Below are 26,647 nucleotides of genomic sequence, written 5' to 3' on the forward strand. Positions count from 1 at the left end.
ACGAAATGACAAAGTTTAAGCTCGAATACATCTGGCTCGACGGTTACAAGCCCACCCCGAACCTGCGCGGCAAGACCCTGATCAAGGAATTCGACGCTTTCCCGACGCTTGAGCAGCTCCCCCTCTGGGGCTTCGACGGTTCCTCCACGATGCAGGCCGAAGGCAGCAGCTCGGACTGCGTGCTGAAGCCGGCCGCAGTCTATCCGGATCCGGAGCGCAAGAACGGCGTTCTCGTCCTTTGCGAAGTCATGATGCCGGATGCCAAGACGCCGCATCCGTCCAACACCCGCGCGACGGTCCTCGAAGACGACGGCGCCTGGTTCGGCTTCGAGCAGGAGTACTTCTTCTACCAGGGCGGTCGCCCGCTCGGCTTCCCGGACGCCGGCTTCCCTGCGCCGCAGGGGCCCTATTACTGCGGCGTCGGCTTCAGCAACGTCGGCGACGTGGCCCGCAAGATTGTCGAAGAGCATCTCGACATCTGCCTGGCTGCCGGCATCAACCATGAAGGCATCAACGCGGAAGTCGCCAAGGGCCAGTGGGAATTCCAGGTGTTCGGCAAGGGCTCGCGCAAGGCTGCCGACGAAATCTGGCTCGCCCGCTACCTGCTGCAGCGCCTGACGGAAAAGTACGGCATCGACGTCGAATACCACTGCAAGCCGCTCGGCGACACCGACTGGAACGGCTCTGGCATGCACGCCAACTTCTCGACCGCCTACATGCGCGAAGTCGGCGGCAAGGAATACTTCGAGGACCTGATGGCGGCTTTCGCCGAAGCCCGTGCCGACCACATTGCCGTCTATGGCCCGGACAACCACATGCGCCTGACCGGCAAGCACGAAACCGCTTCGATCCACCAGTTCAGCTATGGTGTTGCTGACCGTGGCGCGTCGATCCGCGTTCCGCACAGCTTCGTCAACAACGACTACAAGGGCTACCTGGAAGATCGCCGCCCGAACTCCAAGGGCGACCCCTACCAGATCGCTTCGCAGATCCTGAAGACGATCTCCACCGTTCCGACCGACGTCGAAAAGCGCGAAGCCGCCTGATTCAATGGCCCGGCGCGCACGAGGGCGCCGGGCCAAAATCGACGGGGTTGCGCTTTTCGCGACCAAACAAAAACGCCCCGCGGTAAGCGGGGCGTTTTTGTTTTTGCCGGTCGGCGGGCGGCTCAGGCCGCGCGCACGAAATGATCCGGTTCGACCTCGCGGATCGTCGCCTGATCTGCCGCCGAGCGCCGGCGGGTTTCGTCTGCTTCAGCGGAACTGACCTGCGCGTTCGGGTCGTCGAAGCGGATATCCGGATCCGGCACTGCAGACAGCAGCAGCTTCGTGTAGGGATGGGCCGGGTTGTCGATGACTTTGCCGGTATTGCCCCATTCGACAATCTGGCCGGCATACATCACCGCGATATCTTCGGCGACGTAGCGGGCGGTCGCGATGTCGTGGGTGATGTAGAGCAGGCCGAGGTTCATGTCGCGCTTCATCTCGCTCAAGAGATTGAGCACGCCGAGCCGCACGGAAACGTCGAGCATTGAGGTCGGCTCGTCGGCAACGATGACCTCGGGCTTGGCCGCAAGCGCCCGGGCGATGTTGACGCGCTGGCGCTGGCCGCCGGAAAGCTCGTGCGGGTATTTCGGCGCGACGATCTCAGGATCGAGCTTCACCTGGCGAAGCAGGGCCTTGATCTCCTCGTCGACCGCAGCCCCCCGGATGTCGGGACGGTGCAGCATCAGCGGCCGCTTCAGGTGATAGGCGATGGTGTGGGCCGGATTGAGCGAGGCGAAAGGATCCTGGAAGATCATCTGCACCGAGCGGCGATAGTCGGCGATTTCCTTGGCTCCCGCCGCGTCGACGGGCTTGCCCTTGTAGAGCAGCCGCCCTTCGCTCGGCTCATATTCGCGCATGGCGATGCGGGCGCAGGTGGTCTTGCCGCTGCCGGATTCTCCGACGACGGCAAGCGCCCGACCGGCATGCAGCGAGAACGAGATGGCCCGCGCGGCGCGAACGGCGCCGGGGCCGTTTCCGAAGGTCTTGCTGACCTTGTCGAGCGTCAGGATGGGTGCGGATAGGCCGGTCATCGAAGAACGCCTCCGTGCAGCGAGGGGAAGGAGGCCCAGAGCTTCTTGGTATAGTCGTGCTCCGGTGTCCGGTAGATGGCGTCGGCGGTGCCCTGTTCGACCAGCTTGCCGCCGAGCATGATGCCGATGCGGTCACAGAACTGCACCATCAGCCCGAGATCGTGGGTGATGAAGAGCACGGCAAATCCGAGCTTGCGCCGGAGTTCGTTGATCCGCTGCAGGATTTCGCGCTGCACCACCACGTCGAGCGCCGTCGTCGGCTCGTCCATGACGATCAGCCGCGGATCGAGCGCCAGGCAGATGGCGATGACGATGCGCTGGCGCATGCCGCCGGAAAACTGGTGCGGATAGTCGCGCATCCGGTCCGGCGAGATATCGACGAGCTTGAGCATCTCGGCGGTGCGGTCCCGCGCCTGGGCGCGAGTGATGCGCTTGTGTGTTCTCAGCACGTCGTAGAACTGCTGCTCGATGCGCAGCACCGGGTTGAGCGAGTTCATCGCGCTCTGGAACACCATCGCCACTTCGCGCCAGCGGAAGTCGGCGAGATCCTTCTGGTCGAGGCCGAGCACGTCGCGGCCGTCGAGCAGGATTGTGCTTTCCTTGCGGATCAGCGCCGGCGGCTTGTGCAGCCTGCTGATGGCAAAGGCGATCGTGCTCTTGCCGCAGCCGCTCTCACCGGCAAGGCCGAAGACCTCGCCGGGGGCGACGTCGAAGCTGACATTGTCGACGGCGCGGAAGTCGTTGGTCTCGCCAATGTAGTCGATGGTCAGGTTCTTGACCGAAAGCAAAGGTGCGGTCACAGGCGGCCCTCCCCGGAGCGGATGAGCGCGGACCAGCGGCCGAGCCGGTTGCCGGTGCGAAGCCGCGGATTGGCGATTTCGTCGACGGCGAAGTTGAGCAGCGACAGGCCGATGCCGAGGAAGGCGAGCGCGAAGCAGGGTGTCAGGATGTCCCACCAGGCTCCGACCGAAAGTGCCGAGGCTTTCTGCGCCGCATAGAGCATGGTGCCCCAGGAAACAACCTTGGGATCGCCGAGGCCGAGGAACTCGAGCGTCGCCTGGGTGATAATCGCGAAGATCACGCTACCGATGAAGTTGATGCCGACGATCGAGATGAGGTTGGGGAAGATCTCGAAGGTCATGATGCGCCAGCGTGGCTCGCCCATCATCTCGGCGGATTTGACATAATCCTTCTGCTTGACCGAAAGCGTCTCGGCGCGGGTGACGCGGGCGCCCCAGGCCCAGGAGGTGCAGCCGAGAATGAGCGCGATGACCCACGGGCTTGCCTGGCCGATGAAAGCGGCGAGCACGAGCAGCAGCGGCAGGTTCGGTACGACGAGCACCATGTTGGTGAAGAAGCTGATGACCTCGTCGATCTTGCCGCCGCGATAGCCGGCGATGATGCCGAGCGCCGTGCCGACAACGGTGATCAGAAGCCCGGCGCCGAAGCCGACGGCCAGCGACGTGCGGGCACCGTAGACGAGGCGTGCGAAGACGTCCTGGCCGATGCGCGTGGTGCCGAGCCAGTGTTCGAGCGACGGAGACTGATGCGGCCGCCCGACGCGGGCGCCCGGATCATAGGAGGTCAGCAAGGGGGCGGCGATCGCGACCAGAAGAATGAAGGCGACGATCAGCGCCCCGACCATGGCCTTGCGGTTGTGGATGAGCGGGAAGGAGGAGGTCTTCATATCACGCCCTCTTCAGTCGCGGGTCGAGCAGCACGTAGCTGACGTCGACGATGAAGTTGGCAATGAGCATGGTGGCGGTCATGATCAAGAGCTGTCCCTGGATGACGGGGTAATCGCGGGCGAGGATCGCCTGGTAAAGGATGTTGCCGAGGCCCGGATAGTTGAACACCACCTCTGTCACCAGCGAGCCGCCGAGCACCGTGCCGATGGCGATCGCAAGGCTCGAGACGGTCGGCAGCAGGGCGTTGCGCGCCGCATACCAGATCATCACGCGGGTGTCGGAGAGCCCCTTGGCGCGGGCCATGACGATGTAGTCTTCGCCGAGCAGGTTGATCATGTTGTTGCGCATGGTCACGGCGAAGCCGCCGGTCAAAACCGCGCATAGCGTCAGCATCGGCAGGATGCCGTGGTAAAGGATGCTGCCGATATATTCGAACGTGAAGGCGGGATCGAGCGCCGGATCGGCGGCATAGCCGGTCGGGAACCAGCCGAGCGTGAAGCCGAAGGTGAAGACGACGATCAGCGAGGTGACGACGGCCGGAACCGAGGTCGCGAAAATCGCGCCGACGGAAACGATGACGTCGAACAGGCTGCCGCGCCGCCATGCCGCGAGAATGCCGAGGAAGGTGCCGAGCGCGAAGCTGACGATGGTCGCGGTTCCCATCAGGCCGACGGTCCACACCAGCGCGTTGCCGAGCACGGTGGTCACCGGCAGCGGGAAATACTTGATGGAACGGCCGAGATCGCCGCTGAAGATGCTGCCGAGATAGGTGAGGTACTGCTGCCAAAGCGGGCCGTCGACGAAGCCGAAGGTGAGTTTCAGGGCCTGCAGGCTTTCGGGCGGCAGTTCGGCGCCGGCGCTCGAAAACATGATCTGCACCGGATCGCCGGGCATCAGCCGCGGCAGGAAAAAGTTGATCGTCGCCGCCGCGACGAAGGCCGCCAGATAGAAGCAGAGGCGGCGAAGCAGAAAGGCCATCGGGAACTCCATCGACTGCGGCTGCCGCAAGAGCGCGTCAGGTGGCAGGGCTGTCTTCTTGTCGAACCGCCCGTGGAGACGGACCCCAAGGACGATTGCGTGGCGGACGAAAAGCGCCCGCCACCGTTGCCGATCGAGATGCGACGCCCTCCCGGATCATCGTCCGAAAGGGCGCCGCGCCTTCGATCAGGGATCACTTCACCGGTTCAAGCGCCAGCAGGTGCAGAAGACGCGCCGGGTTGTTGCGCGTGATCGACGGGTTGACGAAGGGGTTTTCCGCCGTCGCCCAGCCCTTGAAGCGCTTGGTGTTGTACTGGTACCAGTTCGGGTTGTTGAACACCGGTATCATCGGCATGTTCTCGGCGACGATGCGCTGCGCCTTGTTCATCGCTTCCTTCTGCTTGGCAGGATCGGCAGTCTGTGTGAACTCGGTCAGCAGAGCCTCGACTTCCGGATTGAACCAGCGTTGCGAGGTGAAGCGGGTCTTGCCCTTGTCCGACGCGCTGAAGGCGCGCTTGTAGGGATAGTAGGGCGAGGCCGATGCCGGCAGGCTGTTGATCGCGGCGTCGAAGGTGCCGTTGATCAGGTTGCCAGTCCAGACGGCTTCCTCGGGCGTCTCGATCTTGGCGTCGAGGCCGACGGCCTGCAGGCCTTCGACGGCGATCGTCACCGTGTCGATCCAGTCGGTCCAGGAGCTTGGAACGATGATCGAGAACGAGATCTTGCTGCCATCCGGGTTATCGCGGAAGCCGTCACCGTCCTTGTCGGCATAACCGGCCTCGTCGAGCAGCGCCTTGGCGGCATCCGCATCGTACTTGCCGTACTTGCCGAAATCGGCGGCAACCGACGGATCGGCCCAGCTCTTGTAGAGCTCGCCCATGCCGGCCGGATCTTCGTTCAGCGTCGGGTAGCCGTAGCCGGCGACGTCGACCATGGTGCCGCGGTCGAGCGCCATCGAGGCGGCACGGCGGAACTTCACGTCATTGAAGGCCTTGCGGTTGTTTTCATTGGCTGTTTCCTGGTTGAACAGGAAGGCGACCATGCTGCTTGGCGAATACCAGAAGTGGAAGTGTTCCGGATCCTTGGCGACATAGACGTTCTCGATATCCGGGATGAAGGAGACGCCCCAGTCGAGCGTGCCCGACGCGGTCGCCGTCAGGATCTGGTTATTGTCGGCAAGCTGCGGGAAGCGCACGCAGTCGACCTTGAGCGTCGCTGCATCCCAGTAGTGCGGGTTGCGGCACTGGTCGTAGGTCTGGCCGGTGAAACGCGGAATTTCGGTCAGCGGACCGCTGCCGACAGGTGTTTCGTTGGCGAAGGTCACCGGCTCGGCGATGTCCTTCCAGACGTGCTCGGGCACGATCGGCAACTGCGCCAGCTGTTCGGCCGCAAGCGAACTCGGGTTGGCGAGCGTGAAGCGCACGGTCTGGGCGTCCACCGCCTCGACACCGGTGATGAAGGTCCAGATGCTGACGAAGTCGAGCGCCGGGAACTTCTTCAGGTAGTCGTATGTGAACTTGACGTCGGTCGCCGTCAGCGGCTTGCCGTCCGACCATTTCAGGGTCGGACGAAGCTTGAACTCGATCGACTTCAGGTCGTCGGCGAGCTTGAAGCTTTCGGCAAGGCGAAAGACCGGTTTGTTGCCGTCGAAGCGGTTGAAGACGACCAGCGGCTCGTAGATGAAATCGAGCGTGCTCTGGCGTGCCGAGGTCTGGTTGAACGGGTTGAAGTTGCGAACCCAGGTGGTCGCCGGCTCGATATTGGCCGTCAGCACGGTCTGTGCCGTGGCCGGGCCGGCGATGAGGGCGAGCGCGGTGGCTGCGCCGAGAAGCGATTTTTTCACGGTAGTTCCCCTTTTAGATCGCTAGGATTTCTTGTTTCGGTCAGGCAACGAGGGCGCTGTTGAAGATGTCCTCGACTTCGGCGTGGGCTGCGCGCACATCGACCTTCAGCGTGCCGAGGCGCGCCTTGCCGGCCGCGATGCGTTTCAGTGCGGCCTCCGTTAGCGGCCTTGCTGCCTTGGCTGCCGCTTCGCTTTCCGCGAGTGTGCCGTGGCTGTGCAGCGCAATGTCGGAGCCGGCATCGAGCACCTGGCGGACGCGCTCCGGCAGTGTGCCGCGCAGCGATTCCATGAAGATGCAGTCGGAGACGAGCACGCCGTCATAGCCCATGTTGTTGCGGATGACGTCGTGCATGATCGGCGAGATGGACGCCGGCAGCTCCTTGTCGAAGGCGGAATAGACGACGTGGGCGACCATGGCCCAGGGCGTGTCGCGAAGCGCAACGAAGGGCTTGAAATCGGTCGAAGTCAGCAACTCGCGCGAGGCGTCGACAACAGGACGTTCCTTGTGCGAGTCGAGCGTCGCGCGGCCGTGGCCGGGAATGTGCTTCATAACAGGCATGTTGCCGGTCTCGAGCAGGCCATCGACCACTTCGCGGCCGAGGGCTGCGATGAAATCCGGGTCGGCGCCGAAGGAACGGGCGCCGATGACGGAGCTCGTCGTCGAGAAGACGAGGTCGAGCACCGGCGAGCAGCCGCTCGTCAGGCCGAGCTCGGTCATCATCGTGCCCATAGCCTGGCTCGACAGGCGCAGCGCCTTTTTGCCAAGGGCAAAATCGTGGCGGGCGAGCTCGGCGAATTCGCCGAACGAGCGAAAGAGCGGCCAGGGGCCGGCGTCGAGATGCTGGACGCGTCCGCCTTCCTGGTCAGTGAACACGGGTGCGTCCTCGCGGCCGACGGCTTCGCGGAAGCGCTCGATCAGCACTTTCACCTGGCCGGGTTCGCGCTGGTTGCGGCGGCCGACGAAGAGGCCGAGCGGGTTGGTTTCGCGAAACAGCGCGAACTCGTCGTCCGAAAGCGTAGGGTTCGGAAGACCGACAAAAAGGGCGAGGGGTGTCGAGGACATTTTTCAGGCTCCGAGATTGGAATTATTTGGACGGGCGACGCAGCATGCCCTGGTAGATCCCCTTGTCGGGGGCGGGGATCGGCACAGCGCCGACGGTCTTTGCGTAGAAATCGACGGGACCGGCGTCACCGATGAAGGCATAGGCGTGGCCAAGCGTCTTCATGGTGTCGAGGCAACTGGATAAGAGGGCGACGCCGATGCCCTTGCCGCGGGCGACGGGATCGACGCCGGTCGGGCCGAAGAAGCCGGGCGCGGTCGTGTCGTAGCAGGCGAAGCCGACGAGTTTGCCGTCGTCAACCGCGATAAGACAGGCGACGGGCCTGCGCGTGAAGGCGACAGTCACCTCGCTCGCCCAGTTCTCGCTGAAGTTCTCCCGAACCCAGCCAACGACCAGGCCCATTTCCGGCGGCAAGGCGGGACGGATCGTCACCTTGTCGGTTTCGGTTCTGCGCTTGAGTTCACCGAGGATCGGCGAATACAAGCTCACCAGCATGTCAGGCATATGCTCCTCCACATATTCCTTTATTAAGGAATTGCTGCCTTTGTAATGCAATAGATGGAGCCAACCGGACCGGCTTGTCAATCGCCAATCGTCAGTTTTGGGGGGCTATCTGCGTTCAGCAGGTCCCTATGTGAGCGGATGAAACGTTTCCACGGCCGTTCGCGTTGTCTAAAATCACGCGATCGTGCATCGCGTGGATCCGAAACAACGGTCGAGCGAGAGAGCGAGCCGATGCGGGGCTGCGGAAATTGCACATTTGTACAACTTTGTTCTTGAGTTGTTCGAAGTATATTTTGATTTACAAAAACACTAAGTATGGATGAATACGCTTATAGCGTGTGCGCCCGGAGAATAGTTCGACCTTTTCGCGCGCAATCAAGTATTTCTTGAGAGGAAAAGTATCGTTTCCCGCTTGCGCCGGCCTGGTTTGTTGGCCGGGCCGACCGGCTACTCCGCTGGGCGCGTCAGGATGAAAAGAGCGGGAAGCGCCATCGCGGCTGCGACGATTACGGCGATCGACAGGCTCGGGTTGCCGAAGAAAAGGAAGAGGCCGAAGCTGGCGGCCATCAGGCTGACGGCCCCGGTCTTGGCCCGCCGGGAGATCGCCCCCTTTTCGCGCCACAGCCGCAGCGAGGCACCGAAGACCCGGTGGTTGAGCAACCATTGCTCCAGCCGGGGCGAGGCGCGGGCAAAGAGCCCGGCCGCCAGCAGCAGGAACGGCGTCGTCGGCAGGATCGGAAGGAAGGCGCCGATGACGCCGAGGCCGACCATCAGCCACGCGAGGCAAAGGTAGAGAAGGCGAAGCGCGGGGTTCACCGGATGGCTCCAAGCTGGGTCATGCTTCGGATGCCTCGGCGCTCGCGACCGTTGCGGTCTCGAGCGGGGGCCAGCGACGAAGCGCCTCGGCGCCCTGTTCCGACAGCGCGTAGATGCCGCGGTCGATCTTCTCGAACCAGCCATAGACGTTGCTGAGCAGGATTTTGGCCGCATCCGGCGCGACCGGGCGCAGATCGCGCGGGCGTTGCTGGCCGGCTTGAAGGGCGGCGGCGCAGGCGAGCGCCTGCTGCCGGTAGGCGGTCATGATCGGCGTGCGCGTCGCGCCACCCGCGGTCGGATCGCCCTTGCGGCGGCGATGCTCGCTGATCAGGCGCGCCCGTTTCCTGTTGTTCTTGCGCGGCATCACCGCGGAAGCCGCGAGAATGACATCGACCATGCCATTGTCGGCGACCGAAAGCATGCCGAAACCGAGCCTGCGGCAGAGATCGCGGAAACGCCGGTCGCTCTCCCGCCCCTTGCCCTTGGCCGAGACACGAGCGGCGACCCACACCTCGTCGCCGGCGGTGGCGCGGTCGACCGCCTGCAGGATCAGTTCGAGATTGAAGCTCAGCTTCAGTTCGCACACGACCACCAGCGGCGGTTCGTCGTCGCTGAGCGCGACGATATCGCAGCCGCCGATCTCGCCCTTGACGCTATAGCCGCGGGTTTCAAGGAAGCTCTTGATCGGCTGGTAGAGGGTCGTCTCCAAACCCAAAAATCCTGTTCTGCTGAAACTGGAAGGCGCCATGAAGGCGGCCTCGAATAGGTGGCGAAGCGTTGCCGCCGAAATGAACACCTAGCAGATAACGCCGATCGCCGCCGTTGTCATCCCGTCGCAGCGGGGAGGCCGCCGGCGTCCCACGCTCTGACTTGCGGGCTCGGGTGTGCAGTAGCAGCCTTCGCTTCGTCCTAACCTTGTGTTGTGCTATCATGCGGCGAGTGGTCCTGTTCGCAGGTGTCGAGCATGCGAGGTTCTGACGACGGATGTTGCGAACCCTCACGCTGTTGTTTTTGTTGATCTTGTCCTTCGCGTTTCCAGCTTCGTCGCGGGCCGAAAACGATCGGGTCGCCTTGGTGCTGCATGTCAACGGCGCCATCGGTCCGGCGACCGCCGAATATGTCAGGCGCGGCCTGACGAAGGCGGAAGAGCGCCGGCTGCCGCTGGTGGTTCTGCAGATCGATACGCCCGGCGGGCTCGACACCTCGATGCGCGAGATCATCCGCGCGATCCTTGGCTCGCCCATACCGGTCGCAACCTACGTTGCGCCGAGCGGTGCGCGGGCGGCGAGCGCCGGCACCTATATCCTCTATGCCAGCCACGTCGCGGCGATGGCGCCGGGAACGAACCTTGGTGCGGCGACGCCGATCGCGATCGGCGGCGACATGTTCGGTCGGGGTAAGGACGGCGACACCGGCAAGGACGGCGACAAACAGCCGGCGGCGCAGAGCCCTGCCGAGGCGAAAATGGTCAACGATGCCGTGGCCTATATCCGCGGGCTGGCGGAGTTGCGTGGTCGCAATGCCGACTGGGCCGAAAACGCGGTGCGCGAGGCTGCAAGCCTCTCGGCCGAGGCGGCCGTCCGGGAGAAGGTTGCCGATTTCACTGCGACCGACGTTGCCGATCTGCTGAAGCAGGCGAACGGTCGGACGGTGCGCGTCGGGCAGCGGGAGATCGTGCTCGACACGGCAAGTCTTGCGAGCGAGGACTTCGTACCCGACTGGCGCACCCGGCTGCTTTCGGTGGTCACTGATCCCAACATCGCGGTCATCCTGATGATGATCGGCATCTACGGCCTGATCTTCGAATTCCTGTCGCCGGGGTCGGTGGCGCCGGGAACCATCGGCGGTATCTGCCTGCTGCTCGGGCTCTATGCGCTTTCGGTGCTGCCCGTCAGCTACGCCGGCATCGGGCTGATCATGCTGGGGATCGGATTGATGGTCGCCGAGGCGCATTCGCCATCCTTCGGCGTGCTCGGTGCCGGCGGCAGTTTTGCACTGGTCTTGGGTGCGGCCATTCTCTTCGACACGGACACGCCGGGTTTTGGGGTTTCCTGGTCCGTGCTTACGGCGCTTGCGGTTGCAAGCCTTGGCTTCAGCCTGCTGGTCGCGCGGCTAGCCTTCAGCTCGCGCCGCCATGCGGTGGTGACCGGCAGCGAACAGATGATCGGCCTTGCCGGCACGGTCGAGAACTGGACCGGCGCGGCCGGTACCGTCATCGCCCATGGCGAGCGCTGGCAGGCCGTCAGCGCGGAGACGCTGTCGAGGGGCGAGAATGTGAAGGTCATCGCGCGAAACGGACTGACGCTCGAAGTGATCCGGGACGGGCCAAAGACATAGCGCCCGGATCCGGTGAGGGCGCGGTGAAGGCGCCCGGAATGGAGGAATGGTCATGGACATGTTCGGGAGCCTTGCTCCTTTTGCTGCGTTGCTGGTGCTCGCCATTCTCGTTATCGCCTATTCGATCCGGATCCTGCGCGAATACGAGCGCGGCGTGGTCTTCACGCTCGGCCGGTTCACCGGCGTCAAGGGGCCGGGGCTGATCCTGCTTGTGCCCTATGTGCAGCAGATGGTGCGGGTCGATCTCAGGACCCGGGTGCTGGATGTGCCGAGCCAGGATGTCATCTCCCACGACAACGTGTCCGTCCGCGTCAGCGCCGTGATCTACTTCCGGGTGATCGATGCGGAAAAATCGACGATCCAGGTCGAGGATTTCATGATGGCGACCAGCCAGCTGGCGCAGACGACCCTGCGCTCGGTGCTCGGCAAACACGACCTCGACGAAATGCTGGCCGAGCGCGACCGTCTGAACGACGATATCCAGAAGATCCTCGACAGCCAGACGGATGCCTGGGGCATCAAGGTGGCGACGGTCGAGATCAAGCATGTCGACATCAACGAGAGCATGGTCCGGGCGATCGCCCGTCAGGCCGAAGCCGAGCGCGAGCGGCGCGCCAAGGTGATCAACGCCGAGGGCGAGCAGCAGGCGGCGGCCAAACTGCTTGAGGCCGCCGAGATCCTCGCCCGGCAGCCTCAGGCCATGCAGTTGCGCTATCTGAGCACCTTGAACGTCATTGCCGGCGAGAAGAACTCGACCGTGATCTTCCCGTTCCCGATGGAGCTCGGCGGCCTGCTGGGCTTCAAGCCCGACAAGCCCACCGGCTCGACTGAGCGGTGATCAGGCTGCCGCCCGGTCGAGCTGGGCGACCTTCAGCAGGTCGTCGACGGCGCCGGGTGCTGCCGCCAGCACCGGCGCCCAATGCGTCAGCGCCTCGCCGCGCGCCGGGAAAGGCAGCGTCCAGCCGCCGGCTTCGGTCACCAGGCAATAGCCGCCGAGGCAATCCCAGGCATGCATGTAAGGCTCGTAGTAGCCGACGAGGCGACCGGCGGCGACATAGGCGATCATCAGCGCGCCGGAGCCGTTGCGCATGAAGTTGCCGCCGTCCGAAAGCAGGCGCTCGACGATAGCGCCCATCTCGCCCGGCTTCACCTGGTCGTTGGCGCCAAGCCCGGTGACGGCGTTGCGGATCGTGCGGGTGCCGTCGAGACGAAGCGGCTTGCCGTTCAGCGTTGCGCCCCGGCCGGTTGCCGCGGCATAGGTTTCCTGATGGCAGGGTGCTTGGATGACGCCGATCACAGGCTTCTCCGCATGGACCACCGCAATCGAGACGCACCAGTTCGGCATGCCGTTGACGAAGGGCGTGGTGCCGTCGATCGGGTCGAGCACCCAGGTGAAGCCGGACGTGCCGTCGAGAAGACCATGCTCCTCACCGAGCACGCCGTCATCAGGAAACGCCGCGGCGATCTTGTCGCGGATCAACGTCTCGACGTTGCGGTCGGCGATCGACACGACGTCGTGGGCGTCACGCTTGGTTTCGATGACGAGCGTTTCCCGCTTCAGAAAGTAATCGTAGGCGAGCCGGCCGGCCTCCTCGGCCATGGATTTGGCAAGCGCGAACCGGGCATCGAGGCCGGCAATTTCAGCAGTCATGCAAGTGTCCTTCTCGTATCCAGTTGTGAAAAGTCATGCGTCAATCAAAGCGAGGCCCCGGTTGCGGAAACCGATGGCGACCTCCGTTGCCGGAGATAGCATTTCCTCCATCGCCTGATCGACAACAAAGAGCAGACCCGCCGGCGTTTCGACCTCGTATTCGACGTGACCGCCGAGATAGGCGGCGCTGCTGATCGTGCCGGAAAGGGCAGCACCCTTGGCCGGCGTCAGCGTCACCGCGTTCGGCCTTACGGCGAGTTTCGACGGGCCCGGCCGGGCGCTCTTGGAGGGCAGGCGGTGCTCAAATCCGCCGATGCGGATCGTCGCCTGGCCGGCGTCAGCCGCGGTCACCTCGCAAGGCAGCACATTGGCCTCGCCCATGAAGTCGGCGATGAAGGTGGAGGCCGGAGCCTCATAGAGGTCGCGCGGCGCTCCTTGCTGCGCGATCGCACCATCCTTCATGACGATGATGCGATCGGAAACAGCGAGCGCCTCGTCCTGGTCGTGGGTGACGTAGACGGCGGTGAAGCCGAGGCGCTGCTGCAACTCGCGGATTTCCGTGCGCACCTTGCGGCGCAGACGCGCGTCGAGGTTGGACAGCGGTTCGTCCAGCAGCAACACCTGCGGTTCGAGCACGAGCGCGCGGGCAACGGCGACGCGCTGCTGCTGGCCGCCCGAAAGTTCGGCCGGAAGCCGCTGGCCGAGACCGCCGAGGCCGACGAGCTGCAGGCCTTCCTCTGCACGCTCGCGCGCTTCCTTCTTCTTGATCCCCGAGGATTCCAGCCCGTAAGCGACATTGTCGAGCGCGGACATGTGCGGGAACAGCGCATAGGACTGGAAGACCATCGACACGTCGCGTTCGTTGGCCGGCAGCATGGTCACGTCCTTGCCGCCGATCAGGATCCGGCCGGCGGACGGGTGTTCGAGGCCCGCCAGCATGCGCAGCGTCGTCGTCTTGCCACAGCCGGAGGGGCCGAGCAGGGTCACCAGCGTGCCCGGCTCGATGGTGAGCGACAGGTCGTGGATGGCGGTGAAGCTGCCGAACTGCTTGCGCACGTTCTGGAAGACGACCGAGCCGGTGCGCGGGGTGTTCATGGAGGTGCTCATGCGGTTTTCTCCTGGGAGATGGTGTTGGACGAACGGGCCGGAGCAGCGCCGAGGACGCGGTTTTCGCGCCTCAGCTTGCGTTCGCCGACGAGGAGTTGCAGGCCGGTGATGACGGTGATCATCACCAGGATGAGGGCCGAGGAGTAGGCGATCGCCACGCCGAATTCGCCGTTTTCGACGAGGCCGACGATGTAGGCGGTTGCCATGTTGTATTCGGCGCTGACGAGGAAGACGACGGCGCTGATCGAGGTGATCGCCCGAACGAAGGAGTAGACCAACGCTGCGACGATCGCCGGCCTAAGCAGGGGCAGGATGACCTTGCGCAAGGTGCGGAAGCTCGTTGCCCGCAGCGTCAGCGATGCCTCATCGAGGCTCTTGTCGAGCTGGCTCATGGCCGCAATCCCGCCGCGCACGCCGACCGGCATGTTGCGGAAGACGAAGCAGGCAACGAGGATCAGCGCCGTGCCGGTCATTTCCAGCGGCGGCAGGTTGAAGGCGATGATGTAGCTGATGCCGATGACCGTGCCGGGAATGGCAAAGCTCAGCATCAGCGCGAACTCGAAGACGTCACGGCCGGCGAAGCGCTGGCGCACGATCAGATAGGCCGTCAGCAGACCGACCATGGCGGTCAGCGGTGCTGCGATCAGTGAGATCTCCATGGTCGTCCAGAAGGAGTTCCAGGCAACACCCGTCCAGGCGATTGCGCCGTCGGCAAAGGAAATCGAGAAGGCCTTGGCGTAGTGGTCGAGCGTCAGGGAGTTGTCGAGGCCCCAGGTCTTCACGAAGCCGCCGAAGAGGATCATGCCGTAGACGACGACGGTGAAGATCATCCAGGGAATGACGATGGCGTGAACACCGATCGAGATCGAGCGTGGCAGCGCGCTGTGGGCGCCGGAGTCGCCCTTGCCGGTCACGGTCGAATAATTCTTGCCGGCAAGCCAGTAGCGTTGCGCGACGAAGGCCGTGAGCGTGAAGCAGAGCAGGATGATGGCGAGCACGGCCGCGCGAGACGGGTCGTTTTGCGCGCCGACGACGGCGAAGAAGATTTCGGTCGAAAGCACCCCGTGGCTGCCACCGAGCACCAGCGGATTGCCGAAGTCGGCCATGCTTTCGATGAAGCCGATGAGGAAGGCGTTGGCGAGGCCAGGCTTCATCAAGGGCAGCGAGACGGTCCAGAAGGTGCGCCAACGATCAGCGCGCAGCGTCTGCGACGCTTCTTCCATGGAGGGACTGACGCCTTCCACGACGCCGATCAAAACGAGGAAGGAGATCGGGGTGAAGGAAAGGACCTGGGCGATCCAGATGCCGGTGAGGCCGTAGAGCCAGCGGCCCGGTTCGACGCCGAAGGCATCGGAGAGAAATTCGGTAACGACGCCGGCGCGGCCGAAGAGCAGCGTCAGCGCTAGGCCGATGACGAAGGGCGGCGTGATGATCGGCAGCACCGTCAGAAGCCGCATGCCCTTCTTGAAGGGGAAGCGGGTGCGGGTGGCGACGAGCGCGAAGGCAAGGCCAAGCAGCGTCGAGCCGGACGCCGTCATCAGCGCCAGCCACAGGGTGCGCCAGGCGACGCCGCAACGACCTTCGCCGACGACGCAGCTCAGGCTCCAGATCGAGGCGTCCTGGATATTGCGGATGAAACCATCCGGTTTGAACGAGCCGTCGAAATCCTGAACCGACGCGGCGAACATGCTGCCGACCGGATAGAAGACGAAGACGATGACGAGGGTTACGAGCAGGGAAATCGCCGCGACGATGAAGGCGTCGCCCTTGAGCACGCCGCGCTCCGCAAGCCCGAAGGCGAACAGAAGAACGAAGGTGAGTGCCATAAGCACGGCGCCGGCGCCCATTGACGGCTGACCGTCGGAAAGCGTGCCGAACAGCGTCTCGCTGATCGTCCAGGTCCAGCCGGAAAAGCCGATCGCCAGCCCTTGCAGGGCGAGATAGAGCACGCCCGTCGCGCCGGCGACGGCAAGCAGAAGGCCTCGACGCGCGGGATCGCGGACGAAACGCGCTGCCACGCCGATGCCGAGCAGCACCAGCGCCACGATCAGCCACGGCTTACCATGGGCGAAGATCTGCATCAGGCCGGGGGCAACGGCCGGATCGCCGGGGAAATCGGCAAGCCAGCCGAGCCCGAAAAAGCCGCCTTCGATGCGATACCAGGGGACAGCCAAGAATGCGGCCAGTCCGAGCCCAAGCGTGAGGTCGAGCCTGCGGTTGCGATGTTCCATGACGGTCCTCGCGCAATTTGGAATGAAAGATGATGTGAGGTCGCATCGCCGCGGCGCCTGCCGGAAGCGATGAACGACGGTTGGGACCGTTGGGCGGTGCCGGCCGGATCAAACACCCGGCCGAACCGTTCAAACCGCGATCAGTTGGCGCTCGCGCCGACTTCGCGATCCCAGCGCTCGAGCAGCGCCTTGCGCTTCTCGGCATCGCCGAAGGTCGCGAAATCGTAGTCGATCAGCTTGATGTCCTCGAACTTCGGTGCTTCTTTCGGCACTTCGGCCGATTTGTTGGACGGCAGCTGGAAGGACTTGGCGTCCTTCATGCGCGACTGGACCTCGGGCTTCAACGCCCAGTCGTACCAGGCCTTGGCATTGTCCAGATTCTTGGCGCCGCGGATGATCGACATAGAACCGATCTCGTAGCCGGTGCCCTCGCAGGGTGCGATCGACTTGATCGGGAAGCCTTCGGCAGTCTGTGCCACGGCGTCGTGCATGAAGACGATGCCGAGGCCGGCTTCGCCGCGTGCGGCTGCCTTCACCGGTGCCGAGCCCGACTTGGTGTACTGCGCGATGTTGCCGTTGAGTTTCTTGAGGTAATCGAAGGCTTGGTCCTCGCCCATGATCTGCACCAGCGAGGCAAGCACCGTGTAGGCGGTGCCGGAAGAGTTCGGGTTGGCCATCTGGATCTCGCCCTTCAGCGAGGCGTCGAGCAGGTCGGCCCAGCACTTCGGCTCTTTCAGGCCCTTCTTCTGGAAGATCTCGGTGTTGTAGCCCCAGCCGAGCGCGCCGGCATAAACGCCGACGGTGCGGAAGCCCGAGCCTTCAGCCTGCTTCTTCGCCCAATCCTGGAGCTGGTCCAGCATCGGCGACTTGTACTCGAGCGTCAGGCCGTCCGATGCCGCCTGCAGGTGCGGGTCGCCGGTGCCTGCCCACCAGATGTCGGTCTTCGGGTTGCGCGCCTCGGCGCGGATCTTGGCGTAGGTTTCGCCCGAAGACAGGCGAACCATGTTGACCTTGATACCGGTTTCCTTCTGGAAATCGCCGGTCATCTGCTCGCAGATCACCACGTCTGCCGAGCAGATGAGGTTGAGGCTGCCGGCGGCCTGGGCGGGCAGGGCGGCAAGCGCCGTGCCGGCAAAAAGCATGAGGGAAAGCGTCGTTGTTTTCATTGGGGCATCCTCCTGTTGCCTGTTTGAAACTTGGACGTGAACGGGCATGGCGCGGCCATCGGCCTGCCCGCCGGGCGGCACGTTCACGATTTCGGTACTGCGGATTACTAGGCTCCCGCGGAGCGCTCAGTTCGTCGCGGCGATCTCCGCGTCGAACCGTTTGAGCAGTCGACTTCGTTCGTCCGGCGAGCCGAAGGTGGCGAAGTCGAAATCGACCATTTTGATCAGCGAAATGTCGGGTGCGGCCGGCGGCAGCTCGGCGCGGGCATTGGATGGGACCTGGTTCTGGCCGGCGGCCGCACCCGTGCCCTGGCCTTCCGGGGTGAGCGCGAAGTCGACGAAGCTCTTGGCGCTTTCCAGATGGCGCGCGCCCTTGACGATGCTGACGGCGCCGATCTCGTAGCCTGTGCCTTCGCACGGCGCGACGATGACGAGCGGCGAGCCCGCCTGCTTCTGCGTGACCGCGTCATGCATGAAGGAGATGCCGATCAGGGTTTCTCCGCGTGCCGCCGCCTTGACCGGTGCCGAACCGGCCGTGGTGTACTGGTCGATGTTGCGGTTGAGCGCCGCCATGAACCGGAAGGCCTCGTCCTCGCCGAAGAGCTGCACCAGCGTTGCAAGCGTGGTGAAGGCGGTGCCCGACGAATTCGGGTTGCCGCTGCGGATACGGCCGCGATAGGCCTTGTCGGCGAGATCCTTCCAGCAGGTCGGGGCCGGCAGTTTCAGGGCATGCAACAGGTCGGCATTGTAGGCAAAGCCGAGCGCTCCGGCATAAATGCCCGCCGAACGTCCGCCGGAGATGGCGAAGAAATTCTGTGCCCAGGGCAGCATGTCGCGTTCATGCGCCGGGCGGTAGGGTTCAAGCAGGTTTTCCGATCCCGCCTGCAGATGGGTGTCGCCGGTCCCGCCCCACCACACGTCGATGGTCGGGGCGTCCTTTTCGTCGCGGATCTGGGTGAGGATGTCGCCGTTGCTCTTTCGGGTCATGGCGACCTCGATGCCCGACTTCGCCTCGAACGCGGCCTTCATCGTCGCGCACCACGCTTCGTCGACGCCGCAAAGCACTGTCAGTGCCGGTGCCGTCATGCCTGACGTGGCGGCGCACAGCCATAGGGCCACGCCCGCGCCGATAGCGGTGATGCCTTTCACGATGTCCTCCCATTTGGAGCGCTGCCGCCCCAATCTCCGCAATCAGGATGTCGGTATTCCCCGCGGGTCGCAACCCGCAGAATGGTTACCGTTCTTACAACACGAATGCGGCTTTGCCGTTTCAAGATTACAAAGGTTACAAATGTGACAATGCGCATAACGCGAGCCGCTTTGATCATTGGGACAGCCCCGCCTATGATGGCGGCGGGAGGACGTGCATGCTGAGTGAGAGAATACGGATTCTGATCGTCGAGGACGATCCGGACATGGCGGAGCTTGTTTCCGATCTGGTGGAGGCCGAAGGCTGGATGCCGCTGACGGCGCCTTCGGCGGAGGCTGCCGCCATCGTCCTCGAGCGGGAAACGGTGCACCTGGTGCTCGTCGACCATAACCTGCCTGGAACGTCGGGCCGGACCTTTGCCCAGCGACTGCGGGCGCGCACCAATATCGGCATCGTCATGGTCACGGCGGCAGGCAGCGCGGCCGACCGGGTGCTGGGACTGGAGACGGCCGCCGACGATTATGTCGTCAAACCGTTCGAGCCGATCGAACTGACGGCCCGGATCAAGGCCGTTCTTCGACGCACCTACCCGTCGCTGAAGCCGGAGCGGGAGACCGAGCGCGAGCACGAGCCCGCGGCGCTAAAGCTCGGCGACTGGTCGATCGATCTCAAGAGCCGGCGCGCGGTCTGCCTTTCCGACGCGACCCGGTCGCTCACCAGCGCCGAGTTCGCGCTGCTCGAAATCCTCGCGGAAACGCCGAACACGCCGGTCACCCGCGCCCACATCCTCGATCGGCTGGGCGCCGAAAGCGATCGCTACATCGACCGCAACGTCGATGTGCTCGTGCTCCGTCTGCGCCGCAAGATCGAGCGCAATCCGGACCTGCCGCGCCACATCAAGACGCGGCGCGGCAAGGGCTATGTGCTGGATACCGACGACGGCGAGGCTCGGCCGTGATTAGCCGCCCGTTCCTTTCGTCGATCGCCTTCCGCCTGCCGTTTGCGATCGTCTTCATCTGCGTCCTCGTCTTCAGCCTGGCAACGGTCGCCGTGTTCGGCCTACAACGGGCGCGTGACGAGATGGCGGCCTACGGGCTGCAGGCCTTTTCGAGCCTCGCCAAGGCCTCGCTGGTTTCGCGTCAGGTTTCCGACCTCGTGTCCAGCGCGCCGTTCCTGATGAACGCGACATCGCCCTATCGGGTGTCGAGCGAAAGCCGTTCGGTCGTCGCGCAGGTCGACGTCCTGCTTCAGACCATGGCGCCGGAGATCGGCAAGACAGCGGTCGACGGCTTTGCCAGCGCCCACATCGTCGAGCTGCTGGATGCGATCCGCACGCAGACGGTGACACTTGCCGCCGACGCGGATTCGGCCCAGCAGTACAAGGCCGATGCGGCAGCAGCCCTTGGAGAGATTGCCACCGGCAACGGCATTGCCAACTCGGAGGTCCGCCAGAGCCTCAATGCGATCGTGCAATCGGCGTCCAACTCCGACAGCCTGTTCCAGCTTGGCGAACTGCGCCGCCGCTACGTTGCCGTCACGACGCCACGGCTGGCACCCGCCGGGCCCGATAGCCGGATTTCGGCCGCCGAGCTGACGCCCTATGAGCGGGTGTTCGAGGCGCAGACCCACTATCTTCTGGAAATGTTCGCCATCCGCGCCGCGGTGGCGCGGCTGCACACGGTCTCGCGCGATCTTTCTCACGCCACGGAAACACAAAGCGAGGCCGTTGCCCGGGGTCTCAACGAGGATCTCGCCTCGACCTCCGATGCGCTGAGCCGCCTGCTCGTCATCGTCGCGGTCTCCGCGCTGCTCGTGCTCGTCATGGCGATCTTCTCCATCCGCTCCGTCATGCGGGTATCGCGCGGGATCGTCTCGCTCTCCAAGGGCATGAATGCGCTTGCGCAGGGGCGCCGCGATGTCGATACGCCGAGCTACAAGGGGACGGAGACCGAGTTCCTGCGGCTGCTTGAAGCCTTCAGCGCGTTTCGCGAAAGCGTCGAGCGCGTGTCGCGGCTTCGTCGGACGGCCGAGGCGGCGGCGCGCACCATTCGCTCGACCTTCCGCAACATGAACGAAGGGATCGCGCTTTTCGATCCCGGCGGCAAACCGATCACGATGAATCGTCGCGTCATGGAGCTCGTCGGCTGGCCAGGCTCGGCGCGGAAGCTGCCGCTGCGCCGGTTCGTCAGTCCGATGCCGGAGATCGACCCGACCCTTTTGCCCGCTGATCGGGAGGCGGGGTCGCTCGATGACCGGCTGGTGCTGCGCCATCGATCCGGTGTGGGCCGGGTGACCGAAGTCTCGCTGTCGCGGCAGCCGGACCGGGGTATCGTGTTGCTGGCGCGGGACGTGACGGAGATCGACCGCCAGGAAGCCGAAGCCGCCAAGGCGCAGCGGCTGGACGGGATCATGCGCATGACCCACCAGGTGAGCCATGAGGTCGGCAACATGATTGGCATCATCACCGGCAGCCTGGGGCTGTTGGAGCGCGAAACGGGCTTTAGTGACCGGCAGAAACGTCATATCGCCCGCATTCGCAAGGCGGCCGATCGCGGGCGCTCGCTGGCTTCGAGCATGTTGTCCGTCGGCAGCCAGCATCCGCTTCAGCCGGGGGCGCTCGAAATCGGCGCGGTGCTGCGCGGCATGGCCGACGTGCTGGAAATTGCCGTCGGCGAAAAATGCCGGCTCGCCTTCGAGATCGCCGACAGCCTGCCCAACGTGCATCTCGATGCAGCACTCTTCGAGCAGGCGATCCTCAATCTCTGCCTCAACGCCGCCGCGGCGATGCCGCTCGGTGGCACGATCCTGATCCGCGCCGGCAGCGCCGAGGCCGATGTCGTCGTCTCCGTGAGCGATGCGGGGATCGGCATGTCGCCGGAGGCGGTGGACAAGGCGTTCGAGCCCTACTTCACCACCCGCGACCAGGAGGGCGGCGCCGGCCTTGGCCTTGCCGTCGTCTACGGCTTTGTCCGGCAAAGCGGCGGCGACGCCCGCATTCTCTCGCAGCCGGGGCGCGGAACGACGGTGGAACTCGTCTTTCCGCGTTGAAGCTCTGCCGGTTTCGCGGGCGCTCTATGGCGCGCTTCGGCGCGAAAGGCGCAGCACGGCGGCATCGATCCGTTCGCCGTTTTCGGTAAACACGGCCCACAGCCACGCCATCAGCCACAGCATCAGGCACCAGGCCAGCACGACATCGGACAGATAATGCGCGCCGAACACGATCCGGTTCAGCGAGAAGGCGAGGACGAGGGGGACAAGGGCGATGATCGCCGTTCGCCGCCATTGAACCGGCAGCAGCAGCGCAAGCGCCACGAGCGCGATCGCGGTGGCGGATTCGCCCGACGCAAAGGAGCAACTGCGCGAGCAGGCACCAGACACTTGCCAGGCCGGCGTAAACGGCAGGCTGCCGCCGAAATCGGTGATCTCATAAGGGCGCGCCCGCCCGATCAGCCGCTTCAGCGCCTGGATGAGGAGCCCCGGCCCGACCGCAAAGAAGGTCAGGAAGAACAGCGCCTTGTGCGGGCGGGGCAGCCAGGGGCGGGGTGCGACGGCCTGCGCAACCAGAAGCGCCAGCACGCAGGGCAGAATGAAAACCGGCAGGATACGGTTGAGGTCACGAAGGGCACGCAGCTCCGGCTCCCGCGAGAGCGGAAAGTCGCCGGTGGCAAAGGCGGCCCAGCGCGAGACGGCAAGATCGATGCCGGGAAAGGCCATGAAGACGAAAGCTGCGCAAATGGTCAGCGCGCCGGCAGCCGCAACCGGCTGCTGTTCGAGGCGGGCGCGCGCCTGCCCCGGCCAGAGACGAGGATTGGAGCGCGGCCATCGGCTGCTGTTTGAGGAAGTCGCCGTGGATGAATAAAGGCTGGACATGCGGTCGCTCGCAAGTTGTCGGAATGTGTGGGCCGGACACTTGCTCCGCTCTGTCAAGGCTGCGTCGAGGAACGGGGAGCGCTTGATGCGCAAGAGCGGGCGGAGTTGCTGCCGGCCGAATAGCCACGGCGTCGCGGTCAATTGGATACTCCGGTTGAGGCGCTGCCACTTCTCCGTGCGGTTTGTGGCGCGCGAGGGCGCTTCGCCCTCGCCAACCCGAAACTGCCGGCCGCTCTGTCGCTGCGCTCGGGATTACGCCGCTTCGAGATAGGCGGCGATCTCAGCCTCAGCGACCAGTTCGCCTGCGACCAACGCCTCGCCGCGATAGCGCCAGATGTTGCGGCGATAGGCGATTTTCGTCATGTGGTATTCGAGGGTATCGCCAGGTTGGACCGGTTTGCGAAACCGCGCCTTGTCCACCGCCAGCATGTAGATGATCTTCGGGGTCAGACCTTGAGCGATTTTCGACGCCGCGCAGGCGACGCCGGCCGTCTGCGCCATGCCCTCTATGATCAGCGCGCCGGGAAATACCGGATTGTCGGGAAAGTGCCCCTGAAACTGTGGTTCGTTGATCGAGACATTCTTTACGCCGACGCAGTGCTCCTCTCCACGCATCGAGGCGATGCGATCCACCAGTAGAAACGGATACCGATGCGGGATCGTGCGCAGAATTTTTACAATGTCTGCGGATTGCAGACCGTCGGGTTGGGCGTTCATGGCGGACTTTCGACTGGTATGGGATTGTTGGCCTTGTGAACCTTGGTGGATGTCGCCCCAGGTGAGCTGTGGCAGAGCGCTCGGCGCAGATGCGCCGAAACATGCCTTCGCCCTGGCCTGCTCGAAGCTCAAGCTGGCCGAAATCCGCCTCTGTTCGTTTTTCAAAAGCCGCCAGTGCGCGTCACCTGCGACGTTTGTCACCGGACCCTCAAGGCCATTTGCCAAGGTTTGGTGAAGATTTGTCGGGAGCTCTATCCGGAGGGGCGCTCAAGCGACCATCGGGCCGCTCGGATGAATTGCAACGCGGCTTCATTCGTCACATAAGCTGCTGATCACAACATCACGCGCAAGGAGTTCTTTCATGGTCGATAAGGGTCTCATTCTTCTGGCGGAAGACGAGCCGGAGATTGCGCAGATCCTGGACGCCTATCTCGTGCGCGACGGTTTCCGGACGGTGCGTGCCGCCGACGGCGAGACGGCGCTGACCCACCATGCGGTGCTGTCGCCGGACCTGGTGCTGCTGGACGTTCGCATGCCGAAGCTCGACGGGTTCGAGGTTCTCGCCCGCCTTCGCCGTGAGGGGAACACGCCCGTCATCATGGTCACGGCGCTGGCGGAAGATCTCGACCGGCTGACGGGGCTGAGGCTCGGCGCGGATGACTACGTCATCAAGCCGTTCAACCCGCAGGAGGTGGTGGCGCGCGTCAACGCGGTGCTCCGCCGTACCCGCAACGGCGCCGGCGCCACCGTGCTCCGCTTCGAGAGTGTCGAGGTCGATCTCGACGCCCATGTCGCCTTCGTCGAGAAAGCCGGCAATCGCCACTCCGTGCCGTTGACGCTCAGCGAGTTCCGCATTCTTGCTCACATGATCCGCCGCCCGACGCATGCCTTCGATCGCGCCGATATTCTCGACGCCTGCCTGCCGGACAGCGACGCGCTCGCCCGCACGGTCGACACCCACATCGCCAATCTCAGGCGCAAGCTGGAAGATCTCGGGGCCTGCGGCTTCTTCAGCGCCGTTCGCGGCGTCGGTTATCGCTTCGTGGAGCCAAGATGAAAGTCAGCCTGTCGCGCCTTCCGCTGGGTATCCTGACCGCCCTGGTGATCGTCGTCCTGCTCGTGTTCAGCGTCGTCATCGTCTACGGCGGTGTGAACTCTATGGAGTCGCAGCTGGAGGCAAAACTGCTGGATAGGATGCCGGCAAAGGCGGTCGAGGCTTACAAGGATCTCAATAGCGGCAAGGTGCCGTCGCCGGACTCGCTACAGGTCCTGCTGGCCAGCACGGAGGAGCTTGAGGAGTGGGGGAACTGGGAAGTCGACAAGCTCATTCTCGGTTTCGGGGGCATCGCCGTCGCGTTCTGCGGCTTGGTCGGCTACTGGCTGGCACGCAAGATCAGCCGCCCGCTTGAAGCGTTGGCACGGGCGACACAGGACCTCCGGGCCGGGGACTTTGCGGTGCGTGTCGGCTCTATCCGCAAGGGGGCCAAGGAGGTGGCTACTCTCGTGAAAACATTTGATGAACTGGCGGCCGAGCTTGAAAGCATGGAGGACAGGCTCCGCTTCAATACAATGGCCGTGGCGCATGAACTGCGCACGCCGCTGACGATCCTGCAGGGCAATCTTCAGGGAATGGCCGACGGCGTTTTCCCCCTTGAGCAAGAGAGGGTGCGGCAATTGCTGCTGCAGGTGGAGGGGCTCTCCGCTCTGGTGGAGGACCTGCGCACCCTGTCGCTTGCCGCCGGACAGAAGCTGGTCACCCAGCGCCACCCGGTGGATCTCGCAGTTGAGGCGACCCAGGTGCTTGGCGCGTCGAACACCCTGCTTGGCTCGGTTGGCATGTCGGTGGAGGTCGCGCTCGAGCCGGTGCGGGTTTCAGGCGATTCGCAGCGCCTGCGCCAGGCGCTGCTGGCGCTGATCGAAAACGCCACGCGCTACGCCGCAGACGGCCGTGTCCTGCGCTGCGAGACCGGGCGACGGGGCGTCGATGAGGCTTTTGTCCGGTTGCTGGACCGTGGTCCCGGTCTTCCGGACGACGTTTCGACCCATTCGATTGACCTGTTCTGGCGCGGCGACGCCTCGCGATCGCGCGCGACGGGCGGAACGGGTCTGGGGCTTTCCGTCGTCCAGGCGATCGCCAAGGCGCATGGTGGACGGCTTGAGTTTGCCGCGCGCGCCGGCGGCGGCGCCGTGATAACGCTCGTCCTGCCGCGGGAACCCGCCCTCTGAGCAACCGGCGTTGCTGCAGCAGCGTTGCGCAATTTTTCGTTTCTTGTCCGGCCGGACTTTCGACGCGTCACCATCCTTGCGCGTGTATGGAACCGGTGTGCAATTGCCCACCGGTTCTCCGCAAATCCTTGACAGTGCCCGGGCAAACCTGAGCTCGGCCGAGTCCTTCGGCCAGCAGCGTTTGCACTCAAGGATAGCACCATGTCCCTGGAATTCAGGCAGGAATACAGCGCGGATCTGCGGTTGCCGGTCGACGGCAAGGCATTCATCGGCGAGCCGCTGGCGCCTTCGGGCCGGTCGGTTTCTGCGCCCGTCGTCGGTGAAAATTCAGGGGAGAAAACGTCGCTCACCGGCCATGTGCTCAAGCTCGGCCTGAGAGTGAGCCTGAAGCGCGCAGTCGTCTTTTCCATGCGGTTTGCGCGCCATCCGCTCCTGACATCGCGCTGGATCGGCTTTCTTGGAGATTTCTCCGAGCGCTACCGACTGGGCTTGCCGCATGACGACCTTGTGCGCAAATCGATCCCGACATTCTTCCTGCACGGCGCGTCGTCGGCTGCGAGGCTCGACCTGCTGCTCAATCACTTCGATGTCGCAAGCGAGGTTCTGTCGCGTCGATCGCTGATGGCGCTCTGGCGCGGCAGTACCCTGGAGATGGGCACGGTTTCCGGTCGCAGCGAAAATTATCGCATCCAGCTGCAACTGGCCGATCATAGCGGCGCCCGCCACGAGGGAGCTTTCGCAATCCGGCTGCGCCGGCAGAGCGACGGCTACGCGCTCTGCACCGTCGGCTTCGTCTTCGTGCGGTGCGAGGGAGACAGCTATAGTCTCGCCATCGGCGGAATGCAGGGGCCGAAGGGCGAAGAGGCTAAGCGAGCGCTGATCACGGCAACACGCGATCTCGGCGGGCTTCGGCCCAAGGATGCGGCCCTGCTCGTCCTCAACGGCCTGGTGACGGAAGGCCAGGCCGGGCACGTCTTCGCGGTTTCGAACGACAGGCACGTCATCAACCGCCGCCGGCTCAAGCGGCGCCGGATGATGCGCGCCGACCTCGATGCCTATTGGTGCGATCGCGGCGGTGTGCCGGCCGAGCCTTTCGGCTTCAGTCTGCCGATCGGCGACGATCAGGCGGCCCGCGACGGCAACAGGCGCGATCAGAGCAAACGCGCGTTTCGTGATATCGGCGCGTGGTTTTACTGAGCCGGTGCCGGCATGTAAGCTGCCGCGA

General features: G+C 64.3%; 24 protein-coding genes. 8 read left to right on the forward strand and 16 right to left on the reverse strand.

Annotated elements, in window-relative coordinates:
- Positions 1–5: 5 nt before the first annotated feature.
- Positions 6–1,046 carry a glutamine synthetase beta-grasp domain-containing protein gene (locus OKW20_RS11330; RefSeq protein WP_043622900.1) on the forward strand — a complete coding sequence of 347 codons (1,041 nt, stop codon included), beginning with the start codon at positions 6–8 and terminating at the stop codon, positions 1,044–1,046.
- A gap of 122 nt (positions 1,047–1,168) precedes the next feature.
- Here OKW20_RS11330 and OKW20_RS11335 read toward each other — a convergent pair whose 3' ends face one another.
- The 9 genes from OKW20_RS11335 to OKW20_RS11375 form a co-directional block, all read right to left on the reverse strand.
- A complete protein-coding gene (locus OKW20_RS11335) occupies positions 1,169–2,077 on the reverse strand; it encodes an ABC transporter ATP-binding protein (protein ID WP_043622903.1) in 909 nt (302 codons plus the stop codon).
- Complete coding sequence (locus OKW20_RS11340) at positions 2,074–2,877, reverse strand: ABC transporter ATP-binding protein (protein WP_429172229.1); 804 nt, start codon at positions 2,875–2,877, stop codon at positions 2,074–2,076. The genes OKW20_RS11335 and OKW20_RS11340 overlap by 4 nt, the downstream gene beginning before the upstream one ends.
- The gene (locus tag OKW20_RS11345) at positions 2,874–3,764 is read right to left on the reverse strand and encodes an ABC transporter permease (protein WP_429172231.1); all 891 of its coding nucleotides are present in this window, start codon (positions 3,762–3,764) and stop codon (positions 2,874–2,876) included. The genes OKW20_RS11340 and OKW20_RS11345 overlap by 4 nt, the downstream gene beginning before the upstream one ends.
- A 1-nt stretch (position 3,765) precedes the next feature.
- Positions 3,766–4,743: an ABC transporter permease gene (locus OKW20_RS11350; RefSeq protein WP_060529168.1), complete on the reverse strand. Its 978-nt coding sequence runs from the start codon at positions 4,741–4,743 to the stop codon at positions 3,766–3,768.
- A gap of 193 nt (positions 4,744–4,936) precedes the next feature.
- On the reverse strand, positions 4,937–6,586 hold the full coding sequence (locus OKW20_RS11355; RefSeq protein ID WP_429172233.1) for an ABC transporter substrate-binding protein: 1,650 nt from the start codon (positions 6,584–6,586) through the stop codon (positions 4,937–4,939).
- Positions 6,587–6,626: 40 nt separating this feature from the next.
- Positions 6,627–7,649: a glycoside hydrolase family 3 N-terminal domain-containing protein gene (locus OKW20_RS11360; RefSeq protein WP_043622915.1), complete on the reverse strand. Its 1,023-nt coding sequence runs from the start codon at positions 7,647–7,649 to the stop codon at positions 6,627–6,629.
- Between the two features lie 22 nt (positions 7,650–7,671).
- Complete coding sequence (locus OKW20_RS11365) at positions 7,672–8,151, reverse strand: GNAT family N-acetyltransferase (RefSeq protein WP_043622917.1); 480 nt, start codon at positions 8,149–8,151, stop codon at positions 7,672–7,674.
- A 447-nt stretch (positions 8,152–8,598) separates the two neighbouring features.
- Entirely contained in the window at positions 8,599–8,967 is a 369-nt protein-coding gene (locus OKW20_RS11370; protein ID WP_429172235.1) for a YbaN family protein, read from the reverse strand.
- A 19-nt stretch (positions 8,968–8,986) separates the two neighbouring features.
- Positions 8,987–9,676 (reverse strand): DUF2161 domain-containing phosphodiesterase, encoded by a 690-nt coding sequence (locus OKW20_RS11375; protein WP_429172237.1) that lies wholly within the window; start codon positions 9,674–9,676, stop codon positions 8,987–8,989.
- A gap of 275 nt (positions 9,677–9,951) precedes the next feature.
- Here OKW20_RS11375 and OKW20_RS11380 point away from each other — a divergent pair, with 275 nt between their 5' ends.
- Together OKW20_RS11380 and OKW20_RS11385 are read left to right on the forward strand one after the other, a co-directional pair.
- Positions 9,952–11,304, forward strand: coding sequence for an NfeD family protein (locus tag OKW20_RS11380; RefSeq protein ID WP_429172239.1), 1,353 nt, complete (start codon positions 9,952–9,954; stop codon positions 11,302–11,304).
- Between the two features lie 52 nt (positions 11,305–11,356).
- Positions 11,357–12,142, forward strand: coding sequence for a slipin family protein (locus tag OKW20_RS11385; RefSeq protein WP_429118243.1), 786 nt, complete (start codon positions 11,357–11,359; stop codon positions 12,140–12,142).
- On the opposite strand, the gene OKW20_RS11390 is transcribed toward OKW20_RS11385, so the two are convergent.
- From OKW20_RS11390 to OKW20_RS11410, 5 genes are all read right to left on the reverse strand, one after another.
- A complete protein-coding gene (locus OKW20_RS11390; RefSeq protein WP_429172241.1) occupies positions 12,143–12,955 on the reverse strand; it encodes an inositol monophosphatase family protein in 813 nt (270 codons plus the stop codon). It lies immediately after the preceding gene.
- Between the two features lie 33 nt (positions 12,956–12,988).
- Positions 12,989–14,050: an ABC transporter ATP-binding protein gene (locus tag OKW20_RS11395; protein ID WP_429172344.1), complete on the reverse strand. Its 1,062-nt coding sequence runs from the start codon at positions 14,048–14,050 to the stop codon at positions 12,989–12,991.
- Between the two features lie 8 nt (positions 14,051–14,058).
- Entirely contained in the window at positions 14,059–16,293 is a 2,235-nt protein-coding gene (locus tag OKW20_RS11400) for an ABC transporter permease (protein WP_429172242.1), read from the reverse strand.
- Between the two features lie 140 nt (positions 16,294–16,433).
- Complete coding sequence (locus OKW20_RS11405; RefSeq protein WP_429172244.1) at positions 16,434–17,459, reverse strand: ABC transporter substrate-binding protein; 1,026 nt, start codon at positions 17,457–17,459, stop codon at positions 16,434–16,436.
- A 126-nt stretch (positions 17,460–17,585) separates the two neighbouring features.
- The gene (locus OKW20_RS11410; protein WP_429172245.1) at positions 17,586–18,608 is read right to left on the reverse strand and encodes an ABC transporter substrate-binding protein; all 1,023 of its coding nucleotides are present in this window, start codon (positions 18,606–18,608) and stop codon (positions 17,586–17,588) included.
- A 218-nt stretch (positions 18,609–18,826) separates the two neighbouring features.
- On the opposite strand from OKW20_RS11410, the gene OKW20_RS11415 reads away from it, so the two are divergent.
- Together OKW20_RS11415 and OKW20_RS11420 are read left to right on the forward strand one after the other, a co-directional pair.
- Positions 18,827–19,567 carry a response regulator transcription factor gene (locus OKW20_RS11415; protein ID WP_402321564.1) on the forward strand — a complete coding sequence of 247 codons (741 nt, stop codon included), beginning with the start codon at positions 18,827–18,829 and terminating at the stop codon, positions 19,565–19,567.
- Positions 19,564–21,657: a two-component system sensor histidine kinase NtrB gene (locus OKW20_RS11420; RefSeq protein WP_429172247.1), complete on the forward strand. Its 2,094-nt coding sequence runs from the start codon at positions 19,564–19,566 to the stop codon at positions 21,655–21,657. The genes OKW20_RS11415 and OKW20_RS11420 overlap by 4 nt, the downstream gene beginning before the upstream one ends.
- A gap of 24 nt (positions 21,658–21,681) precedes the next feature.
- Here OKW20_RS11420 and OKW20_RS11425 read toward each other — a convergent pair whose 3' ends face one another.
- Both OKW20_RS11425 and fabZ read right to left on the reverse strand, forming a co-directional pair.
- Positions 21,682–22,479: a phosphatase PAP2 family protein gene (locus OKW20_RS11425; RefSeq protein WP_429172249.1), complete on the reverse strand. Its 798-nt coding sequence runs from the start codon at positions 22,477–22,479 to the stop codon at positions 21,682–21,684.
- Positions 22,480–22,731: 252 nt separating this feature from the next.
- Entirely contained in the window at positions 22,732–23,397 is a 666-nt protein-coding gene (fabZ, locus tag OKW20_RS11430; RefSeq protein ID WP_429172251.1) for a 3-hydroxyacyl-ACP dehydratase FabZ, read from the reverse strand.
- A gap of 160 nt (positions 23,398–23,557) precedes the next feature.
- On the opposite strand from fabZ, the gene OKW20_RS11435 reads away from it, so the two are divergent.
- The 3 genes from OKW20_RS11435 (at position 23,558) to OKW20_RS11445 (ending at position 26,619) form a co-directional block, all read left to right on the forward strand.
- Positions 23,558–24,253 carry a response regulator gene (locus OKW20_RS11435; protein WP_043626533.1) on the forward strand — a complete coding sequence of 232 codons (696 nt, stop codon included), beginning with the start codon at positions 23,558–23,560 and terminating at the stop codon, positions 24,251–24,253.
- Positions 24,250–25,422 carry an ATP-binding protein gene (locus tag OKW20_RS11440; protein ID WP_429172253.1) on the forward strand — a complete coding sequence of 391 codons (1,173 nt, stop codon included), beginning with the start codon at positions 24,250–24,252 and terminating at the stop codon, positions 25,420–25,422. Before OKW20_RS11435 ends, OKW20_RS11440 begins: the two co-directional genes overlap by 4 nt.
- A 201-nt stretch (positions 25,423–25,623) precedes the next feature.
- Positions 25,624–26,619: a DUF535 family protein gene (locus OKW20_RS11445; RefSeq protein ID WP_052201721.1), complete on the forward strand. Its 996-nt coding sequence runs from the start codon at positions 25,624–25,626 to the stop codon at positions 26,617–26,619.
- Positions 26,620–26,647 lie beyond the last annotated feature (28 nt).

The organism is Ensifer sp. LBL, from assembly GCF_050435225.1.
Lineage (GTDB): Bacteria > Pseudomonadota > Alphaproteobacteria > Rhizobiales > Rhizobiaceae > Ensifer.

What these genes read in the sequence shown, in the direction of transcription:
- OKW20_RS11330 (WP_043622900.1), top strand. Translation starts at nt 6, where the DNA reads ATGACAAAGTTTAAGCTCGAATACATCTGGCTCGACGGTTACAAGCCC.
- OKW20_RS11335 (WP_043622903.1), bottom strand. Translation starts at nt 2,077, where the DNA reads ATGACCGGCCTATCCGCACCCATCCTGACGCTCGACAAGGTCAGCAAG.
- OKW20_RS11345 (WP_429172231.1), bottom strand. Translation starts at nt 3,764, where the DNA reads ATGAAGACCTCCTCCTTCCCGCTCATCCACAACCGCAAGGCCATGGTC.
- OKW20_RS11350 (WP_060529168.1), bottom strand. Translation starts at nt 4,743, where the DNA reads ATGGCCTTTCTGCTTCGCCGCCTCTGCTTCTATCTGGCGGCCTTCGTC.
- OKW20_RS11360 (WP_043622915.1), bottom strand. Translation starts at nt 7,649, where the DNA reads ATGTCCTCGACACCCCTCGCCCTTTTTGTCGGTCTTCCGAACCCTACG.
- OKW20_RS11365 (WP_043622917.1), bottom strand. Translation starts at nt 8,151, where the DNA reads ATGCCTGACATGCTGGTGAGCTTGTATTCGCCGATCCTCGGTGAACTC.
- OKW20_RS11380 (WP_429172239.1), top strand. Translation starts at nt 9,952, where the DNA reads ATGTTGCGAACCCTCACGCTGTTGTTTTTGTTGATCTTGTCCTTCGCG.
- OKW20_RS11385 (WP_429118243.1), top strand. Translation starts at nt 11,357, where the DNA reads ATGGACATGTTCGGGAGCCTTGCTCCTTTTGCTGCGTTGCTGGTGCTC.
- OKW20_RS11390 (WP_429172241.1), bottom strand. Translation starts at nt 12,955, where the DNA reads ATGACTGCTGAAATTGCCGGCCTCGATGCCCGGTTCGCGCTTGCCAAA.
- OKW20_RS11395 (WP_429172344.1), bottom strand. Translation starts at nt 14,050, where the DNA reads ATGAACACCCCGCGCACCGGCTCGGTCGTCTTCCAGAACGTGCGCAAG.
- OKW20_RS11400 (WP_429172242.1), bottom strand. Translation starts at nt 16,293, where the DNA reads ATGGAACATCGCAACCGCAGGCTCGACCTCACGCTTGGGCTCGGACTG.
- OKW20_RS11405 (WP_429172244.1), bottom strand. Translation starts at nt 17,459, where the DNA reads ATGAAAACAACGACGCTTTCCCTCATGCTTTTTGCCGGCACGGCGCTT.
- OKW20_RS11415 (WP_402321564.1), top strand. Translation starts at nt 18,827, where the DNA reads ATGCTGAGTGAGAGAATACGGATTCTGATCGTCGAGGACGATCCGGAC.
- OKW20_RS11425 (WP_429172249.1), bottom strand. Translation starts at nt 22,479, where the DNA reads ATGTCCAGCCTTTATTCATCCACGGCGACTTCCTCAAACAGCAGCCGA.
- OKW20_RS11435 (WP_043626533.1), top strand. Translation starts at nt 23,558, where the DNA reads ATGGTCGATAAGGGTCTCATTCTTCTGGCGGAAGACGAGCCGGAGATT.
- OKW20_RS11440 (WP_429172253.1), top strand. Translation starts at nt 24,250, where the DNA reads ATGAAAGTCAGCCTGTCGCGCCTTCCGCTGGGTATCCTGACCGCCCTG.
- OKW20_RS11445 (WP_052201721.1), top strand. Translation starts at nt 25,624, where the DNA reads ATGTCCCTGGAATTCAGGCAGGAATACAGCGCGGATCTGCGGTTGCCG.